This is a genomic window from Pantoea sp. CFCC18177, from assembly GCF_059412425.1.
This window is the reverse complement of the sequence record NZ_JBNBPL010000007.1, coordinates 159,329-178,460: the sequence shown is the minus strand read 5'-3', so window position 1 is coordinate 178,460 and position 19,132 is coordinate 159,329. Positions and strand designations below refer to the sequence as shown.

Annotated in this window: 19 protein-coding genes, 1 tRNA gene and 1 pseudogene; 12 read left to right on the top strand and 9 right to left on the bottom strand. The window is 52.6% G+C overall.

The genetic code is table 11. The features are described from left to right. Positions 1-8: 8 nt before the first annotated feature. From flhD to ACPUC8_RS09765, 3 genes and pseudogenes are all read right to left on the bottom strand, one after another. Positions 9-350 (bottom strand): flagellar transcriptional regulator FlhD, encoded by a 342-nt coding sequence (flhD, locus tag ACPUC8_RS09775; RefSeq protein ID WP_494926104.1) that lies wholly within the window; start codon positions 348-350, stop codon positions 9-11. A gap of 276 nt (positions 351-626) precedes the next feature. Further along, positions 627-1,355, bottom strand: a complete 729-nt coding sequence (gene fliA / locus ACPUC8_RS09770) for an RNA polymerase sigma factor FliA (protein WP_494926103.1) — start codon at positions 1,353-1,355, stop codon at positions 627-629. Between the two features lie 328 nt (positions 1,356-1,683). After that, a pseudogene (locus ACPUC8_RS09765) lies at positions 1,684-1,806 on the bottom strand (methyl-accepting chemotaxis protein); the annotation flags it as partial. 356 nt (positions 1,807-2,162) lie between these two features. Between ACPUC8_RS09765 and ACPUC8_RS09760 the strand changes: the two are divergent. The 3 genes from ACPUC8_RS09760 to ACPUC8_RS09750 all read left to right on the top strand — a co-directional run bounded on the left by ACPUC8_RS09760 (position 2,163) and on the right by ACPUC8_RS09750 (position 3,770). Next, entirely contained in the window at positions 2,163-2,840 is a 678-nt protein-coding gene (locus ACPUC8_RS09760) for a winged helix-turn-helix domain-containing protein (protein ID WP_158649444.1), read from the top strand. Next, positions 2,806-3,330, top strand: a complete 525-nt coding sequence (locus ACPUC8_RS09755) for a hypothetical protein (RefSeq protein WP_494926102.1) — start codon at positions 2,806-2,808, stop codon at positions 3,328-3,330. Before ACPUC8_RS09760 ends, ACPUC8_RS09755 begins: the two co-directional genes overlap by 35 nt. A gap of 146 nt (positions 3,331-3,476) precedes the next feature. After that, complete coding sequence (locus tag ACPUC8_RS09750; protein ID WP_167347665.1) at positions 3,477-3,770, top strand: flagellar protein FlhE; 294 nt, start codon at positions 3,477-3,479, stop codon at positions 3,768-3,770. 47 nt (positions 3,771-3,817) lie between these two features. Here ACPUC8_RS09750 and ACPUC8_RS09745 read toward each other — a convergent pair whose 3' ends face one another. Continuing rightward, on the bottom strand, positions 3,818-4,204 hold the full coding sequence (locus tag ACPUC8_RS09745) for a DUF1090 domain-containing protein (RefSeq protein ID WP_039327643.1): 387 nt from the start codon (positions 4,202-4,204) through the stop codon (positions 3,818-3,820). Between the two features lie 166 nt (positions 4,205-4,370). Further along, positions 4,371-4,455 (bottom strand) — tRNA-Leu (locus ACPUC8_RS09740). 346 nt (positions 4,456-4,801) lie between these two features. Between ACPUC8_RS09740 and ACPUC8_RS09735 the strand changes: the two genes are divergently transcribed. Beyond that, positions 4,802-5,320 (top strand): YjjA family protein, encoded by a 519-nt coding sequence (locus ACPUC8_RS09735; RefSeq protein WP_494926101.1) that lies wholly within the window; start codon positions 4,802-4,804, stop codon positions 5,318-5,320. Positions 5,321-5,470: 150 nt separating this feature from the next. On the opposite strand, the gene pdxR is transcribed toward ACPUC8_RS09735, so the two are convergent. Beyond that, entirely contained in the window at positions 5,471-6,847 is a 1,377-nt protein-coding gene (gene pdxR, locus ACPUC8_RS09730; RefSeq protein ID WP_494926100.1) for a MocR-like pyridoxine biosynthesis transcription factor PdxR, read from the bottom strand. A gap of 97 nt (positions 6,848-6,944) precedes the next feature. On the opposite strand from pdxR, the gene ACPUC8_RS09725 reads away from it, so the two are divergent. From ACPUC8_RS09725 to ACPUC8_RS09705, 5 genes are all read left to right on the top strand, one after another. Further along, on the top strand, positions 6,945-7,385 hold the full coding sequence (locus ACPUC8_RS09725; RefSeq protein WP_058971006.1) for a GNAT family N-acetyltransferase: 441 nt from the start codon (positions 6,945-6,947) through the stop codon (positions 7,383-7,385). Then, complete coding sequence (locus tag ACPUC8_RS09720) at positions 7,382-7,987, top strand: FMN-dependent NADH-azoreductase (protein WP_039327639.1); 606 nt, start codon at positions 7,382-7,384, stop codon at positions 7,985-7,987. The genes ACPUC8_RS09725 and ACPUC8_RS09720 overlap by 4 nt, the downstream gene beginning before the upstream one ends. A gap of 14 nt (positions 7,988-8,001) precedes the next feature. Then, on the top strand, positions 8,002-8,481 hold the full coding sequence (locus ACPUC8_RS09715; protein ID WP_039327637.1) for a carboxymuconolactone decarboxylase family protein: 480 nt from the start codon (positions 8,002-8,004) through the stop codon (positions 8,479-8,481). A 95-nt stretch (positions 8,482-8,576) separates the two neighbouring features. Next, positions 8,577-9,212, top strand: a complete 636-nt coding sequence (locus ACPUC8_RS09710) for a hypothetical protein (protein ID WP_039327635.1) — start codon at positions 8,577-8,579, stop codon at positions 9,210-9,212. 89 nt (positions 9,213-9,301) lie between these two features. After that, positions 9,302-9,976: a MarC family NAAT transporter gene (locus tag ACPUC8_RS09705; protein WP_039327634.1), complete on the top strand. Its 675-nt coding sequence runs from the start codon at positions 9,302-9,304 to the stop codon at positions 9,974-9,976. 108 nt (positions 9,977-10,084) lie between these two features. Here the strand turns inward: ACPUC8_RS09705 and ACPUC8_RS09700 are convergent, their stop codons facing one another. Genes ACPUC8_RS09700 through ACPUC8_RS09690 form a run of 3 tightly spaced genes read right to left on the bottom strand, consistent with a single transcriptional unit; the run spans position 10,085 to position 13,878 of the window. Next, entirely contained in the window at positions 10,085-11,335 is a 1,251-nt protein-coding gene (locus ACPUC8_RS09700) for a c-type cytochrome (protein WP_039327632.1), read from the bottom strand. A 4-nt stretch (positions 11,336-11,339) separates the two neighbouring features. Further along, positions 11,340-13,109, bottom strand: coding sequence for a GMC family oxidoreductase (locus tag ACPUC8_RS09695; RefSeq protein ID WP_039327630.1), 1,770 nt, complete (start codon positions 13,107-13,109; stop codon positions 11,340-11,342). 37 nt (positions 13,110-13,146) lie between these two features. After that, positions 13,147-13,878 (bottom strand): gluconate 2-dehydrogenase subunit 3 family protein, encoded by a 732-nt coding sequence (locus ACPUC8_RS09690; protein WP_039327627.1) that lies wholly within the window; start codon positions 13,876-13,878, stop codon positions 13,147-13,149. 533 nt (positions 13,879-14,411) lie between these two features. On the opposite strand from ACPUC8_RS09690, the gene ACPUC8_RS09685 reads away from it, so the two are divergent. The 3 genes from ACPUC8_RS09685 to ACPUC8_RS09675 all read left to right on the top strand — a co-directional run bounded on the left by ACPUC8_RS09685 (position 14,412) and on the right by ACPUC8_RS09675 (position 19,068). Then, entirely contained in the window at positions 14,412-15,983 is a 1,572-nt protein-coding gene (locus ACPUC8_RS09685) for an ABC transporter substrate-binding protein (protein WP_494926099.1), read from the top strand. Between the two features lie 142 nt (positions 15,984-16,125). Further along, positions 16,126-17,628 (top strand): helicase HerA-like C-terminal domain-containing protein, encoded by a 1,503-nt coding sequence (locus ACPUC8_RS09680; protein ID WP_039327623.1) that lies wholly within the window; start codon positions 16,126-16,128, stop codon positions 17,626-17,628. A gap of 159 nt (positions 17,629-17,787) precedes the next feature. After that, positions 17,788-19,068, top strand: coding sequence for a DUF445 domain-containing protein (locus ACPUC8_RS09675; protein ID WP_039327622.1), 1,281 nt, complete (start codon positions 17,788-17,790; stop codon positions 19,066-19,068). Positions 19,069-19,132: the final 64 nt, after the last annotated feature.

Sequence of the window (19,132 nt, the reverse complement as noted above, 5' to 3'; positions counted from 1 at the left end):
CACACCTCTTAGCTAACGGTTAGAGATTCTGTATTCAATGAATTAAGCAGGTCGGTTGATAAAATAATTCCAGTGTGAATTTTCTGCAGTGCTTCTATACGTGAATATTTTGTGAGGTTTTCGATCATCACTTCGTCATTGATTCGCAAACGACAAATAAATTGATTAGTGGCAGACATTTTAATTAACTGCGGCAATGTCAATGCTTTGATATTATCTAGCGTGGCTTCTGACAAACCCAAACGAAAGCCTGCAGCAAACTTGTCTTGCCTGATCAACTGTTGTGCTAATAGCAGGTAAGATAAATTCATATCATGGATATGTTGCAAGTACTCATCAAAGTTAGACATTAATACACCTTAATCATTCAGAGCAGAAGTAAGGTAACAGGAAATATCAATTCCTGGTTTAAGGCTGATAAGCGATTTTGCACTGCAATGGAACAGAATTGAAAGCAACGCGCAACATAACCGCTTACAGCAATGGGGAAATAGTATCCTTCAGAATTTTTACGACAACCCATAAGAGAAATAACATATGCCAACCAATTGAAAATCAATAGAAATAATATTATTAAATGTTATTAACCACGATGAAAGCTTTCCCATGAATACAAAAAATAACAATCACATCGTGTAATCACGATCCATTCTTCTTCGCAACCTTTTTATTGCCAAACTGTGAAGTTGACTCACGCGAGTTTCTGTGACATTTAGAATCAGGGCTATATCATGCATATTAAGATCATAGTGATAATAGAACTGAAGTATTCGTTGTTCACGTTCAGGGATAGAGGCTATATGCTCAGCAATACGCAATGCGAGGTTGTTTTTTATCGATTGATGTACCGGGTCCAGCAATGCATTCTCGTCATCTGGCTGCTCCCAAAGATCATCATAACTTTCTTGTAATTCATCAATTGATAAAATTTGAATGCTGTTAGTATCAGCCAGCATCTGCTGAAATTCACACAGCGGCACCCCCATACGCTCAGCGATTTCCATTTCGCTGGCATTTCTCCCATTTTCTTGTTCGAGCTTTTGTATAAGGGCAGAAATTTCTCGCGAATGCTTTCTGATCCGCCGAGGGACCCAATCACGATCACGCAGTTCATCCATTAACGCCCATTTTATGCGTTGAGTAATCCAGGCACTCAGTGCCACCCTTTTACGCGCATCAAAACTGTCGACAGCAGAGATGAACCCGATAGCTCCCGCCTGAATCAGATCATCGAATTCGATACTGGCTGGAAGGCGTTTTTGTAAACGTAACACCTCCTTCCTCACCAGACTCTGATATTTATTCCACAACGTGATTTTATTATCTAAGCCAACATCCATATATACCCTACGCATCACATTTCTCACCCAACATTAATTCATTCAAAGTATCGGATGAAATTCAGCGTTCACATAGCGCAATAAGACTACGTCAACTTGACTAATTCATTTAATGAATTGTCGTGAATTTTAATCATTAAAGTAGTGGCTAATATTTCTTATTTAAAAAAACCAATACGGAGCCTATTTTTCAGCCAACAATCCTTGGCGTTTATCATGCGGTTTGGCTTTCAGCCGAACGGACTAGGGTGCAGCCTCATTGCTAAGCATAAAATTGCGCCCCCCGTTTTTCCAACGCATCCAACTACGCTTCTAATCCACCCGCGACCATGGCCGCTCCTGTCACCACTGCAAACCCGCGCCTTTGTTCGCCAGCGCGCGCCACTTTCACGGCAGAATTAAGTGCCAGAATATTGGTTTGATTGGCAATACTGTCGATCACACCATTGATATCGGCAATATGGCGCTAATTCACGGTGACCTACCCCATGATTTGCTCCACACTCAGCGTTAAAGCTCAGTGCTATATCAAGCTAATCAGGTACCACAGAAAATCTAAAGTCTGCTGTGTTAACTCCGCGTAATTAATATCTTCCATGTGCATGCTTTGCCCTCCTTTCAAGGGCTTTTTTAGTCCAAGGGGCTGCAGTTTATAGACGAAAAACAGACATCATTATTTGTGACCTCTGGCGCGAATTAGCCGCTCTGGCATTGTTAATAATCGACAAAAATTATCTAATGAACGATATGATATCTCTCGGTTTTTCTGCCACGTTAGCCAGACATAAACGCCTCCTGATCCGTAATCATGATGGGAAGTCTGTGACGCTCCCTGCCAGTGCCGCGCTCTGTTTAGCGGCACTGGTAGAGGCGCAAGGTGAAGTGTTATCACCGGAACAGCTAATGGATATTGGCTGGCGTCAGGTCGGTTTTGCCGCCACTGAAAACAGCGTGCGCGTGATGATCAGCAAATTACGTCGTGCGCTGGTGTCGCTGGATCTTGATCAACAGATTCACCTGCTGGCCGTGACACGCAGCGGTTACCGTTTGATAGTACATACCTCAGATCCTGAGGATCTTCCTCCCTGCCCAGCGCCGCTCGATGCCCACCAACCCGAAGTTCAGCCTTTCCGCTGGCAACGCGCGCTGTCGATGACCCTTGGCGGCATTGTTGCCGGTATCGCGACAGGGTTGGTCGCACAACACTTATGGCTTCTCACACCCAAAAAAATCGATTTTGTCACCTGGCATGGTGGGGCGGTGTCGGTTGAGAGCCGGGTATGGGTGCCGAAGCATCAGCAAACGCACCATGAACTGATTGAAGCCACACTGCTGACCTACACACGCTATGTTTTGGGCCCCGATCGGCCCGCTGCTCGGGAGTTGTATATCACGCTGGGTATCGCCAGCTCCCATCATCATCAAGGCTTGATCGCCTGCCACCAACCTTTGCAGGAAGCCAACAATGGGTGTGAATCCTACTATTTCCGGGTTAATTAAATTTCCACTTAGCGCGCTGTTTCTGGGTGGTTTTCTCCTCGCGCTGACCATCTTTATCGGGCGGTGGTGGCTGATCTCATCCCAGCAAGTGCAATGCAGTTTCCCCCTGGCGTTTTATGACATCAAAAACCAACAGGAGGTGGTGCTGACACAAGGCATTTATCGCAGCTATCGTGATGGTTTTTATCACGGTCACACCAGTTATATCGGCACATTGTCGCGCTTTATCGATGGTGTGCCGATCGCGCCGGTGACCCATATCAATCGCGCCATCTGGTTTGAGCACAAATTCCATTACAACCTTTTGAAAATTAAGGCCACACATCTCAGTCGGGGGTTGGGGGACAAGAGTCATGACGACGACGTCAGAGAGTATGTGTTCCCCCATATCCAGTTAGGCGATATCAGCGTCATTGGCCTCTATCTGTTGAACGGCAAGGTACTGGCCTCTGGCACCGAGAATACACCGCGCAACATCTGCATCAGGTAGCGCCGGGTTAACGCAGTGCGGCCACAAAGTGCGAAAGGCAGGTGAAAATATGCGCCATCAGTTGTGTAAAGAGAGGTGCCAGCGTGACGGTGTTTAGGAACATCGCTATTAAATTGAGAAAGCGCGCAGTAACCGGCATGTTATCGATGCTGAAAAGCCGCCCGGTGCAGCTTGCTACTGCGCCACCAGCAGGAATGATTGCCACGAAACTGGCCTGCCGCATTACCACTGACGGCAAGGTGCCAATGGGGTTTCAGGTACGGGTGTGCGGTGGCAACCGCTGTGTGCGTTTGTCCGGTTTAAGCGGTGAAATGGTGCTCCCCGCAGGATTCCCGGCTGGCGGGCCACTGTGGTTTGAGTATGTTTCAACGGTGCGCGGCGTGATTGCGCCTGCGGTGACGATTTTGAGTAATCAGGTGACTGTGGGGTATGTGTGGTAAGCGGGCGCTTTACTGCGCCCCACGGCTAATATCGAGAAGTCATCGCGCTACTTTGCCAGCATCGCTTTTGCTCGATTTAGCTCATCACGTGCGTCATCCAGTTTGCGCTGCTGCTTCTCAATTTTCTCGTGGCGACCATCGGCTTGTGCTTCACGCAACGACTGTTCACGCTCCTGCACCTTCTGCTGTTTTTCCGCCACTTTCTCCTGGCGCGCTTTAAGTAAACCACTGTCTGTGCAGTGTTCACTATTTTCACGCAGTGCTTTCTCCAATCCTGCAATACGCGCCTTATTGCCCTGCTCACGTGCCATTGAAAGCTCTTGCTGAATCTCCTGCTTTTTAGCTTCACAACCGGTTGTGTCATTGGCCGCTTGTGCAGACATCACCGTCAGCGAAGTCACTAAAACTGAAAGAGAAATTAATACCTTTTTCATCATGTACCCAGTGTTTAATAATAGAGGAGCGATTATAAGGATTGTTCTTAACAGGTTCTTAAGGGTGATCAATTTCAGGCAAATAAGGGAGACGGGATGTGTCAGGGAGATAATTCAGGCAAAAAAAAAGCCGCTCGTAAGCGACTTAGTTTTTTGCATCAATCGATGGTGCCGAAGGTCGGACTCGAACCGACATGTATCTCTACGGTTGATTTTGAATCAACTGCGTCTACCGATTTCGCCACTTCGGCACTGAAGAGGATGCGGAAAACGTTGGGGATTATACCGTTACGAACGAAGTGCGCAACCGGAATCGACAGGGTTGTGCGCTAAGCGTTGAAAAAATCAGCACTCTGTGTGCGAATACAGCAGATAGGGTCCTCATACAGGGTAATTTTCCGTTTTGTGCATCGGGAAAAGCATCTGTGTAGGCAGCGGGCGGCCTAAAGGTCGCCCCTACAAGACTGGAGCCCACACTGGAAAAACCAGAACACTCCCAAAGTGCCGCACTCCCCTCTTTGATTTGGAACTTTCCTGGCATTCCTGGTTCATAACCCAAACTGACAGTGTCAGATGTAAAAAGACAACGAGGTTGAGATGATTAAAGTAGCGAAAAGCACGATTTGGGGATTGGGGATCGCGGCAGCACTGGTTGCAGGAAGCGCATCGGCGGCGAGCTGGCAGGATCAACTGAGCAGCGCGGCGTCGCAGCTGTCTCAGCAAAACAGTAGCAACACGACCACCAGCAGCAATACGCAGAACGGCGGTCTGTCACTTTCGTCGCTGACTGGATTGCTGAATGGCGGTGATAAAGCGGTTAGCTCTAACAGCATGACGAATGCCGCAGGCGTGATGTCTTACTGCGTGCAACACAACGTGGTGGATAACAACGTGGCATCGGTGAAGGATCAGGTCCTGAGCAAGCTCGGTCTGAGCAGCACCACCGCGCAAGAGCAGAAAACCGATTACCAGCAGGGTCTGCAAGGTTTGCTGAACACCGGCAACGGCCAGCAGCTCAACCTGCAGAGCCTGAGCAATTCACCGATGGGTGAGAAGGTGAAGACAAAAGCCTGTGATGTGGTTCTTAAGCAGGGCAAGAAGTACATCGGCATGTAATATCCGCCATCATTCAAGGCGCAGGTGCGTTGGCTGCTCTCGTTCCCCCGAGCTCATCGGGAGTCTCTCGGTTGCTGCCTGCCTGCATCAAGAATGGTTTGGGATAGCAATATTCTGGCGCGAGCTGTCCCTCGCGCCTTTTTTCTGTCTTCAGCGCATCAAATCATGCGTTTCCGCCGCCACGCGTGCCAACACTCTCACCGCTTGCTCATAGGATTGGATATTGGTGTAGCCAATCACCAGCCCGTAGCGCTTTTGCGTTTGTGTGTACCAGCCGGAAAGCGGTAATACACGCAGTTGATGACGCTGCCAAATCTCCGCCAGTGCCACGTCCTGAATGCCCCGTTGCAGGAAGGCGACGATGTGCATGCCCCCATCGGTCAGTTCAAACTCAAACAGCTGAGGAAAACAGTGCTGAAGCGCATCCAGCATCATGCGGCGTCGCTGCTGGTAAAGTGTGCGCATCTTCTTGATGTGGCGATAGAAATGCCCTTCACTGAGAAACTGTGCCAGAATTTTTTGCGGCAATAGCGGCATGCCGGTTTCCAGGATTTCACCCAGCTCACGGAAGCGCTCAATGGTCTCTTGCGGCATCACCAGGTAACCGACGCGCATGGCGGGCATCATGGTTTTGCTGAAGGTACCGGTGTAAATCACGCGATCGTGCGCATCCAGGCTTTTTAGCGCGGGGATCACTTTGCGCGTGTAGTGAAACTCTCCGTCGTAATCATCCTCAATGATCCAGCTCTGATTCTGCTGCGCCCACTCCAGCAATTGATGCTTGCGCGGCAGTGAGAGCGTGACGGCCAGCGGGCTGTGATGTGTCGGCGTCACCACCGCAAAGCGAGCGTCTGAGTGATAGCGCTGCAGGTAATCAACATCAACGCCTTCACGATCCACTGGCACGTAGTGCAGGTTTGGCGCGATGCGCTTCAGCAGTTTCTGACCGAAAAAGTAGCCGGGATCTTCAAACAACACCTTGTCATGAGGATGCGCTAACACCGCCAGAATCAGCCGCAGATTCGCGCGGTAGCCGGTGGTGATAAAGATCTGCTCCGGCTGACAGTTCAGGCCGCGCGAGATATTCAGATAACTGGCAATGGCTGCACGCAACGGCTGATAGCCCATGACCGAAGGCATGATCATCTCGTCCGGACGCAGTGTGCGTGCCGCTTTACCCGAAATCAGCAGCCACTTTTTGTGCGGAAACTCATCCAATGCCGGAATGCCCAGCCGCAGCTCGCCTTTGCTTTCAATCACCGGGCGCTCAAGACGGGCGGGCTCTGGCGCGGATGAGACTGGTGACGCATCGCCAAGATTGAGCGCGGGATTCACACGCGTGCCTCTGGCGCCCTGGCTCACAAAATACCCTTCACCGATCAGGATCTCATAGGCGGTTTCGACGGTTTTCCGCGCCACTTGCAGTTCACTGGCCAACGTCCGGATCGCAGGCACGCGATCGCCCGGCTTCAAGCGCCCTGCCACAATCTGATCGCGATAACGTGTGTAGATTTCTTTGTAACCCATCTCATGTCCTACCTGTTTTCACCGATATTGACCCTTTTCCCTCAGACATAGAAGTTTAAGATGCACACATCCACCACGCAACCGCACGCAGGTCGCCATGAAGATTGCACATTACGACAGCCCCGCTCAGTTGGCTCGCTGCTTTGCCTTAATGCAGGAGCTGCGATTTAAGCTGACTGATCAGGCCGCATTCGTTGCTCAAGCACAACGCCAGCAGGCACAGGGGTATCGTTTAGCGGGTATCGAACAGCATGGCAAACCTGTCGCACTGGCGGGTTATCGCCTGCAGGAAAACTTCATTCATGGCCGTTTTTGCTACGTCGACGATCTGGTCACCAGTAGCGCCACGCGCAGCGAAGGCTTTGGTGCCACGCTGCTTAACGCCCTGGCTGAGCTGGCACGTGAACAGGGCTGCGGCCGCATGGTGCTAGACACCGCTATCAGTAACCAGCGGGCACAACATTTTTATCAGCGCGTCGGCTACACCGCGCTGGGACTGCACTTTTATCGCGATCTCGCAGAGGGAGAAAAATCATGAAACTGCTGCACATTCAGGTCAGCCCGGATCTGGCCGGATCGGCCTCACGCATCGCCTCGGCGCGGTTGGTCGAGAAACTGCGCGCGCAGCATGGCGAACTGGAAGAGACCATTGTCGATCTGGCACAGCACCCACTGCCACACCTCGACGCCTTCACCATCGGCGCTTTCTTTACCCGCCCTGAGGAGCGTAACGATGAACAGCGTGCTGCGATTGCCACATCCGAAAAGCTGGTGGACCAGCTGTTTGCCTGCGACACCCTGGTTATCTCATCGCCGATGTGGAACCTCGGCTTGCCGTCAGTGTTAAAAGCCTGGTTCGACCATATCACCCGAGCCGGAAGGACCTTCGCCTTTACCGCAGAAGGCACCAAAGTGGGCCTGGTAAACGGCAAAAAAGTCTACAGCGTAGTCGCCAGCGGCAGCGTGTTTGCCCACGGCCCCTTTGTACAGGATGACCAGTTCACGCCTTACATTCGCGTGGCGCTGGAGTACATCGGCATCACCGATGTGAATTTTATTCGTGTTGATGGCACCCATGATCCCATCAGCCGCGACACCGCCTTACCCCATGCTCTGCAAGCTATTGACCGTCTATTCTGAATGAGGAAAACATCATGACTTCACGTGTTAACCATTTTAAAACTGCGCCAGCGCTGGCCAAATCCATGTCCGATTTCTCCAATACCGTCGCCAATACCGCGCTGGAGAAATCACTGAAACATCTGATCGATATCCGTGCCTCACAGCTGAACCACTGCGCCTTCTGCCTCGATATGCATGTGAAACAGGCGAAAATTGATGGCGAGCGCGAACTGCGTCTGCATCATGTTTCGATCTGGCGTGAGTCTCCGCTATTCAGCGCCCGCGAAAAAGTGGCCTTTGCGCTGACCGAAGCCCTGACCCGCATTGGCGAGCAGGGTGTCGATGAAGCGCTGTACGGTGAGTTGCGTGAGCACTTCTCCGAGGGTGAAATCAGTGAGCTGACTTTCAAGATTGCCGCCATCAACACCTGGAACCGTTTGATGATTTTGTCACAGATGGTGCCCGGCTCTCTGGACAGCGCTTATGGGTTAGATCGTGCTGATTTGCGTTAATTTTTCCCGCCAGTAGCCACTGCTGCTGGCGTTGTCATGTTCATCTGCGCTGCCTGACGCTATAGTGAGATTTTGCACCACACAGGACAGCGCGCATGAAAGGCATCAACATTGCGATTTACTTCGACCCCGACCTGATTCGCATCTGCGTTCACCAGCAGGATGAGAGCTATCTCAGCCAGACGTTCAATTACGACGACAGCGTCATTGAAGAGATATATCAATGGCTGGAGCAGTTCACCCCGAATCGCACTCACATTTGCCTGATTGAGCACGATACTGCCGATATCCTTGCCGACGAACTGGTGGATAACGGTTATCACGTCCATCAGGTCAGCCAACACGACCTCTTAAGTTGGTTCGCCAGCGAGCCACCGACGACGCCCGATGGTTCCCCCGTGCGTGCGCTGCTGCGCTATCTGGAAAACGAAAAGCCCGCTGAATATCAGTCACGCACGCCACAGATTGAAGCACTGATGGATATGCTGGATGAGCTGGACGATTTGGAAGCCGTCGATGAAGTCGAGGATGAAGATAGCTTGCCCGATGACGTTCTGCGTCTGATGAAGCAGAAAAAAATCACTGCCGGTGAAGCGGCACAGCGTTTGCTGCCAGAGGTGAATGAGCGCATTCGCGAGCATCTGATCAGTTACCCAGAACTGATGACGCCAGAGCTGCTGGAGGATTTCTTCCCCGAGCTGCTGGAAGCGATGGAAACGCCGAAACATTGATCATTTGAGGTGCGCATGAATGCGCACCCTACGCATTGTAAGGTCGTCATTTATGGCGACCTTTTCAAACCACATCCTTGGGAAAAAACATGTTTGAACTGTTTAAAGCCATCGGTCTGGGATTGGTGGTGCTGTTGCCACTGGCTAACCCGTTGACCACGGTGGCGCTGTTTCTCGGTCTTGCGGGAGACATGAATTTCCAGGAACGTAATCGCCAGTCTTTGCAGGCGTCAATTTACGTGTTCCTGATCATGATGGTGGCATGGTATGCCGGTAATGCGGTACTGCATACCTTCGGCATCTCGATTCCTGGCCTGCGTATGGCGGGCGGACTTATCGTCGCCTTTATCGGTTTTCGTATGCTGTTCCCTGCCAAACCCGTGGGTCATTCGGTGGAAGCCGAGCATAAGCAGGATGAAATCGACGCCAATATAAAGCGCGAGAGCGTGAATATCGCTTTCGTGCCGCTGGCGATGCCGAGCACGGCGGGTCCTGGCACTATTGCGATGATCATCAGCTCTGCGTCAACGGTGAAATCTGGTGTTGATTTCCCTGACTGGGTGGTGACGGTAGCGCCGGTGCTGACGTTCCTGGCTGTGGCGGTGATTTTGTGGATTTCGCTGCGCAGTTCAGGGGCCATTATGAAGCTGGTCGGTAAAGGCGGAATTGAAGCGATTTCGCGTCTGATGGGCTTCTTGCTGGTGTGTATGGGCGTGCAGTTTGTGATTAACGGCGTATTAGAAGTGGTGCGGAGTTTTCACTAAAACCCAGGGCGCCATCAATGGCGACCCTACATTATACTGCGCGTAACCATATGATTAGCGCATTCACATTGTAGGGTGCGCATTGATGCGCACCTGGTTTTCAATACTTTATTTCAAAGTCTTACGCACGTCGGCAACCTGATCTTTGGTCACCGCTGGTGCATTGTTGCTCCAACCCTGACGGATAAAGGTCGCCAACTGCGCCACTTCATCGTCGGTCAAACGCTGGCCAAAGCCCGGCATCGCCAGTGTTGACGGTGCTTTCTCAGTCGATGGCTGCTGTGCACCCGCAAGGATGGTGTGGATCAACCCGGTTGGATCTTTAGCATTTACAATTGTTGCCTGATCCAGCTCTGGGAAGATACCTGGCGCACCTTTGCCGGTCACGAAGTGACACGCACCGCAGTTATCGATGTACAGACGCTCACCTTCCGACAGATTTTTCGCTGCGGTCAGTTTCGCTTCCGTTGCCTGCTGCTTTTGCACGTTGTACGCCTGCAGCGGCGGGTTGCCGCCAATAAACTTCAGGTAAGCGGCAATCGCTTTCAGATCGGCATCGGTCATGTGTGAGCTGGAGTGCTCAATCACTGACTTCATCTCTCCGCCCACTGCCGCTTTGTCGTTACGGCCGGTTTGCAGGTAATCAACGATCTCCTGCTCGCTCCAGCGCGGCAAACCACGCAATGACGGCACATCCCAGTTATTCAGGCTGCCACCGGCCAGGAACTGATCGTCACCGCTGTCCAGCGCTTTCTCGTTCATGCCCAGACCGCGTGGCGTATGACAGCTGCCGCAGTGGCCAAGACTTTCCACGATGTAAGCACCGCGGTTCACTTCTTCAGACGCGCCGCCAATTGGCTGGAACGGCTTGTCAGAGGTGAACGCCCAGTTCCAGAAGCGCATGCCCCAGCGCTGGCTGAACGGGAAGCTCAGTTTGGTCTCTTCTGGCTGCTCGCTGCTCGGCTTCACGCCTTTCATGAAGTAGACATACAGCGCGTGCATGTCTTCATCACTGATTTTGGCGTAATCCGGATAAGGCATCGCCGGATAGAGGCGTGAACCGTCTGGCAGTACGCCTTTACGCACCGCATCAGAGAACTGCTGCTCGCTGTAGTTGCCGATACCGTGTTCTTTGTCCGGCGTAATGTTGGTGGAGTAGATGGTGCCGAGATTCGACTCAATCGCCAGACCACCGGCATAATCCGCCTTGCCCGCCACGGTATGGCACGCCATACAGTCGCCAAGGCGTGACAGGTATTCGCCCTGCTTGATCAGTGCGGCTTCATCTTCCGCGTGTGCCTGTACCGCAAAGCTTCCCAGCAGCACGGCGTTAGCGATTAACAATGATTTTAATTTCATGTGCTTATGCCTGTACCAGTGGACCGGGGTTTTTCAGATAGTGTTCTTTGATCGCCTGCGCCGCCATCAGGGTAATTGCGCCGATGGTATCGGTCGGGTTCGCCTGGAAGTTTTGCGGGAAGGCGTTACCGCCCGGTACAAACACGTTATGCACATCCCAGCTCTGCAGGTATTTGTTCAGCGCCGAGGTTTTAGGGTTATCGCCCATGACGGCACCGCCCACGTTGTGGGTAGAAACGTATTTGGTCAGGTCAAAGTCTGCGCCCATTGGCAGGAAGCTCATGCTCATGCTGTCGGGGTTGAGCTCTTTGGCGATATCACCGACGATGCCTTTCAGGTGCTGTTGCAGCTTGAGTTCGTTCTCTTTCCAGTTGAACGTCATGCGTAGCAGTGGCTGACCACGATGGTCGGTGTAGTGCGGATCCAGATCCAGATAGATATCACGATACGACTGGCAAGTGGTCGTGATGCTGATCTTCATGGAATGGTTGTACCACTGCTCCAGACCCTCTTTGTAACCCATACCCCAGCTTGGCGTGCCTTTCGGCAATGCAGCCGCCATGGGTGTACCGGTGGCCTGCGAACTGTGGATCTTCGCGCCGCCGAGGAAACCAAGGCCAGGGCCGTCGAAGTTGCCTGGTGAGATGTCGTTGAACATCTGGCCCGTCGCGCCCGCAGTGGCGTAAGAGTTGAAGTTCTTATCTTTGAAGAACAGAGTTGCACCGCCGTTCGACAGGAACGCGTAGTTACGACCTACCACACCCTCTTCGGTGATCGGGTTGTACGGCTTGCCAATGCCAGACAGCAGCATCAGACGCACGTTGTACAGCTGGAAGCTGGAGAGCACCACGATTTTGGCCGGCTGGAACACTTCATTGCCGTCCACATCGAAGTAGAGAACGCCCTTCGCGGTTTTGCCATCATCATGCAGAACCACTTTGTACACTTCAGCGTGCACTTCGTATGAGAAGTTCGGCAGACGCTTCAGCGCATCCATCACCGCAGTTTGTGGTGAGGCTTTCGAGTAGTTCAGGCACGGGTATTTCGAGCAGTAACCGCAGTAGTTACAAGGCGCGATTTGGTTGCCATACGGGTTTTTCCACGCGCGTGAAACGCACGCAGATGGGTTCGGGAACGGATGGTAACCGAGTTTAGTGGCCGCCTCTTTGAACATCACGTTGTTCAGCGTGTCTTCCAGCGCTGGCAGCGGATAGGGTTCAGAGCGTGGGCCTTCAAACGGATCGCCGCCTTCCAGAATCTGACCGCGCAGGTTGCCGGTGTTACCCGACTGGCCGCAGATCAGTTCAAATTTGTAGTAATACGGCTCGATCTCTTCCCAGGTGAACGGGAAGTCCATCACGCGCATATCTTCCTGCAGCACGCCTGGCTTGTAAGCCTGATCGACATAGGTCTTCAGCTTGATGTCGGTCGGGGTTGGACGAATCAGTACTGCCGTCCAGTGCATACCTGCGCCACCCACTCCAGTACCCGGAGCAAATGCGCCCCATTTACGGGTTGGCAGTGCCGTCTGGCTCATGTTGTAACGCACGGTGACCGCCACTTCTTTCGGCGTCGCGAACACTTTGTTACGTACGTTGTAGGCGTATTCATCCGCCGGTTTCGGGTAGGCGAAATCCGGGTAATCACGCTCACCGCCACGCTCTAACGCGCGTACTTCTAATCCTGCTAATGCCAGTTCGATACTCATCAACGAACCGGCCCAGCCGAGGCCGCAAACGACGACGTCGACTTCTTTCTTTGTAATCTGTGCCATGTTAATCCTGTCTCACATACCAAATACGGGGGGAGGCTTACGCGCGCTCACCCAAGAGGCTGACCGGTCCCAGCGGGTACGGCACGTTGTGCTGTTTCACCCATTCGGTGAAGCTGGCACGCGCACCAGGGAAGCCGATAGCAATCCAGGCTTTCATGCCTTTGTTGCCGCCGTACATCGGATCGGCGAGGTAGCCGTGTTTGGTATCTGCAAGCAGTTGGCCAAAGAACTGCGAGGCTTTCAGGTTCGGCTCGCCCAGTGCAGCGAAGTCGATACCGTCGTTTTTGTTGACCTTGGTCAGCACCGCATCTTTCTCTTCCAGCGACAGCTCGTGGAACGCCTTTTGATAGGTGCTCTGTGTCCACTGATTCACCAGTTTAATCCCGGTGTGATACATCTCTTGCGGGGTAAACGGAATTTGATACCCCATGGTGGCGGGCGCATGCACATCAAACGGACCTTGCATGTAAATTTCGCCGCCAAATTCTGGGCTGTGTAATTGCTGATCGATGAAGATCGGCACGTTGGTTTCCAGTGCACCAGGTGCTTTGCCATTACCACCGGCCGGAATCAGACGATCGGTTGCAGCCAGAATGAACTGCCACTCCTCCGCGCTGAAAAAGATCGGTTTATAGTCGGCGAGTTCAGGTGCTGCCATTTCCGCAGCTTGCGCCGCAGTTAATCCCTTAAATACCAGGTCGCTTAATGGCAAAGCCAACAGCGACCCGAGTAAAAACTTACGTCTGGTGGTCGGTTTATTAAGAAGCATGGCGCGACGACTCTCACTTGCTAAGAAAGATAATTATTTTTGTTAATGGCTTTATAAATCGGTAAATAACCTGGCAATCTTAGGGATACAGATATTTCTGAATGTAAAAATTAAATTGAAAATGTGTTTTGATGAGAAACCATCATCATGTTGAATTTAGGTTAAGGACTGGTAAAGGGCTTTCGAGGCGGGAATTTTGCTTTTAACCGTACAAATGCTGTGTTTTTAGCGATTCATGATGGGCAATTGACCAAAACTGATCGCACAAAGAAATAATCGCGCACATCAATCGATAAAAATAAATCATACTTCCATACAAGAGAATTATTCTCATTAATAACATTTTATTTACTTTATTGACCAGTACATGAACGATCTATTTCCTGAAAATGACAGGCGGCGCACAAAATAAGTGAAATAATCGCCAAATGTTATCATTTGTTAATTTCTGGCACAGCTCAGAACAAACCGGCATTTTGCCTGAGCGGCAGCAGCGATAGAGTCGATTAATCTATCACTCAGGAAAATAATAAATGCGTGCATTGATTATGTTGGTCACTTTATGGATCAGCGCGTTTGCGCTGCAGGCTGCCACCCCGAAAGACACACTGGTGGTGGCCGTGCCGTTGGATGGCATCATCAGTTTCGACCCGGCGGAAAGCTTTGAAACCGTCAGCAACAGCGTGCAGCGCAACATCTACCAGACGCTGGTGGAAGCGGACCGCAACACGCCGCAGAAACTGTCTCCGTTGCTGGCAACCTCATGGCAGACCGGCAGCACGCCACACAGTCTGGTGTTTAACCTCAAGCCGGGTGCTCACTTCTCCAGTGGCAATCCTGTGACGCCACAAGATGTGATCTTTTCACTGACGCGCGCTGTGCAGTTGAACAAAGCGCCCTCTTTTATCCTCGCTGAGTTTGGCTGGACCAGCGCGAATATCGCCAGCCAGTTTAAGGTTCTGAATGACCATCAACTGGAGATTCAGTGGCCAGCCGCGATTGGCCAGGATCTGGCACTGCGTCTGCTGACCGCGCCGGTGGCATCGGTAGTCGACAGCAAAACCGTGCAGCAACATGCCGCAAATAACGATCTCGGTAACGGCTGGCTGCACACCAATACCGCAGGCAGTGGCGCATTCACCATCCAGCAATATGTGCCACAGCAGGCGCTGGTGCTGAGCGCCAATAAGCAGGCTAATCCACAGCCGCACCTGAAGCGTATCTTGCTCAAAGGTGTGGCCGATGCCGGTGCGCGTCGTCTGTTGATTCAGCAAGGCGATGTCGATGTGGCTTACCAGTTGGGGCCGGATCAGATTGATGCGCTGAAAAGCGATAAAAACCTGCGCATCGATGCCTTCCCCTCAAGCCTGGTCTATTACCTTGGCTTTAATACGCAGAACAAAGCCCAGCCTGCACTGGGTAATCCGGCCTTGTGGGAAGCGGCGCGCTGGTTGGTAGATTATCAATCCATCTCAAAAGATCTGCTGAAAGGGCAATACCGCATTCATCAGAGCTTCCTGCCGCAGGGCTTCGACGGTGCGCTGGACGATCAGCCCTTCCATTACGATGTCGCAAAAGCCAAAGCGATATTGGCCAAAGGCGGCATTAAACCGGGCAGCAAATTTGCGCTGACGGTGATCAACCAGCCACCTTACATTGATGTGGCGCAGGCGCTGCAGGCCAGTTTCGCCAAGGCGGATGTGCAAATTGAATTGCAGCCGGTGGCGGAATCCGAGCTGTGGAGCAAAATGCGCGGCCGTGATTTCCAGTCGATCTTTATCTACTGGGGCGCGGATTACGTGGACCCTAACACCAATGCCAGCGCCTTCGCCTATAACGTGCCGGGCGGCTCGAAAACCCTGGCGTGGCGTGTAGGTTGGGAGATACCAGAACTGAGCGCGAAGACGCGGGCAGCCGCAGGAGAAAGTGATGCCGCTAAGCGCCGTGCGTTGTATACCGATTTGCAAAAGACGGTTCAGCAGAACTCGCCGTTTGTGGTGCTGCTGCAAGGGGCGCAGCAGGTCGCGGTGCGTAATAACGTGAGCCATGTCCAGCAGGGTATTGGTGTCAGCCTGCTGTATTTTGATGCGGTGCAGAAGCAGTAACGTCAAATCACTCACACTGATGTAGGGCGCGGCCTGCAAGCTGCGCCCTACAAGATACCCTTCGTGGCGCAATAAATTGCGCCGCCACCAGCCTCACTTGCTATTCTTTCAGGCATAACCTGTTGCCTGCGAGTGAAAAAACATGACCACCCCGCTCTTGATTGCTCAAACGCCTGACATCCAGTTATCCCTGCTTTCCAATATGGCCAACCGCCACGGCCTGATCACCGGCGCTACCGGCACCGGGAAAACCGTGACGCTGCAAAAAATCGCCGAATCTTTCTCTAATATTGGCGTACCGGTATTTATGGCCGACGTGAAAGGCGATCTGACGGGCGTAGCAACTGCCGGGGAAGGTTCGGAAAAACTGCTGGCGCGACTGGAGAAGATCGGTGTGACAGACTGGCAAGCGCAGAAAAACCCGGTGATGGTGTGGGATATTTTTGCCGAGAAGGGTCATCCGGTCCGCGCCACCGTTTCCGATCTCGGCCCGCTGCTGTTGGGGCGTTTGCTCAACCTCAATGAGGTGCAATCCGGCGTGCTGCAAATCATCTTCCGCATTGCAGACGACCAGGGCTTATTGCTGCTGGATTTTAAAGATCTGCGCGCCATGACGCAGTACATCGGCGATAACGCCAAATCCTTCCAGACCCAGTACGGCAATATCAACAGCGCCTCGGTAGGCGCCATTCAGCGCGGTCTGCTGGCGCTGGAGCAGCAAGGTGCCGAGCACTTCTTTGGTGAACCGATGCTGGATATCCGTGACTGGATGCGCTGTGACAGCGAGGGCAAAGGGTTTATCAATATCCTGTCCGCAGAGAAGCTCTACCAGATGCCAAAACTCTATGCCACCAGCTTGCTGTGGCTGTTGGCTGAGCTGTACGAGCAACTGCCGGAAGCGGGTGATGTGGATAAGCCAAAAATGGTGTTCTTCTTTGATGAAGCGCACTTGCTGTTTACCGATGCTCCGCCGGTTTTACTGGAAAAAGTCGAACAGGTGATTCGACTAATTCGATCCAAAGGGGTGGGCGTCTATTTTGTGACGCAGAACCCGGCAGATATTCCTGACAACGTGCTTGGTCAGTTGGGTAACCGCGTGCAGCATGCCCTGCGCGCCTTCACGCCGAAAGACCAGAAAGCAGTGAAAAGCGCCGCCGAAACCATGCGCGCCAATCCCGCCTTTGACACGGTCGAGGCGATCCAGGCACTCGGCACCGGCGAAGCGCTGATTTCATTTCTCGATGAAAAAGGCAGCCCGTCAATGGTGCAGCGCGCAATGGTGATCGCGCCGGGCTCACGTATGGGGCCGATCAATCAGGATGAGCGCAACGGCCTGATCAATAACTCTCCGTTGTACGGTAAATACGATACCGAAGTGGATCGCGAATCTGCGTTTGAGATGCTGCAAAAAGGGGTGCAGGCCGCACCACAGCAAGCCAATGCGCCCGAAGCAAAAGGCAATAACGTGGAAGTTGATGATGGCATCCTGGGTGGATTGAAAGACATTCTGTTTGGCACCACCGGACCGCGCGGCGGGAAGCGCGATGGTGTGGTGCAGAGCGTGGCTAAAAGCGCGGCGCGTCAGGTGACCAATCAGATCATTCGTGGGGTATTGGGCAGCTTGATGGGTGGGCGCCGTCGTTAACCTATTGATTTAATGCGCCATCCGTAGCGACACCTCTGTCCGTGGGAATACGTTTGCAGGCCCGCGCGATGAATCGCGCCGCTACGCTTGGGTGCCAGGGGCGTGCCTTGGCGAACAGAACGGAAGTGACCTTAATCTGTGGTCTGCTAAGATCGGTATATGGATAAACATCAACAACTCATACGGAGTAAGCGCTTAGCGCTGTCGTTGCTGCTGATTGCCGCCGCGACTTTTGTGGTCACGCTGTTTCTACCGCCCAATTTTTGGGTGCTGGGGCTAAAGGCGATTGCGGAAGCCTCGATGGTCGGTGCGCTGGCGGACTGGTTTGCGGTGGTGGCGCTGTTTCGTCGCGTGCCGGTGCCATTTATCTCACGCCATACGGCGATTATTCCGCGTAATAAAGATCGTATCGGTGAGAACCTCGGACGCTTCGTGCAAGAGAAATTTCTCGATACCGACTCACTGCTGGCGCTGATTCGTCGCCACGATCCCTCGCAGATGCTGGCGCAATGGCTCAATACCCCCGGCAATGCCGATCGCATTGGCCGTCATCTGTTACAGGTGATGCGCGGTTTCCTCGACCTGACTGATGATGAACGTATTCAACGCTTTATCCGACGTGCGGTGCACCGGGCGCTGGATAAGGTCGATCTCACGCAGTCCAGCGCGCTACTGCTCGACAGCCTGACCAAAAACAATCGTCATCAGGAGCTGTTGGATGCCGCCGTTCAGCAACTGTTACGCCTGCTGCATAAGCCCGGTACGCGAGAGTTTATTGCCACGCAGATTGTGCGCTGGCTCAAGCGCGAGCATCCAATCAAAGCCAAAATGCTGCCAACCGAATGGCTGGGCGAGCACAGTGCGGATTTAGTGGCGAATGCGGTCGATTCGATTCTGGACCAGGTGGCACTCGATCAGGGCCATGAATTGCGGCTCGGTTTTAACCGTGCGGTGCAACGGTTGATTGAGAAGCTAAAAACCGATCCCGAAATGGCGGAGCGTGCCGAGGTGATCAAAAACTGGTTGAAAGAGGATGAGTCACTGAATCGCTACATCGGCGAACTGTGGCAAGACCTGCGCAACTGGCTTAAAACGGATCTCGCCAGCGATGATTCCCGTGTTCAGGAGCGCGTCAGACTGGCGGCGCTGTGGTTCGGTGAAACTCTTGCCGCCGATGAAACGCTACGCACCTCAATGAATCAGCATCTGGAAGACGCCGCACGCAGTGTGGCACCTGAGTTTGCCGAATTCCTGACGCGCCACATAAGCGATACGGTGAAAAGCTGGGATGCCCGAGAGATGTCGCAACAGATCGAGCTGAATATCGGCCGCGATTTGCAGTTTATCCGCATCAATGGGACCCTGGTGGGCGGGACGATTGGCTTGATTTTGTATCTGTTGTCGCAGTTGCCGGTTCTGGTAGAGACAATTCGGCAATAAAAAGGTCGCCATCAGTGGCGACCCTACTTCGGTTTCGTAGGGGCCGCATACATGCGGCCCACTC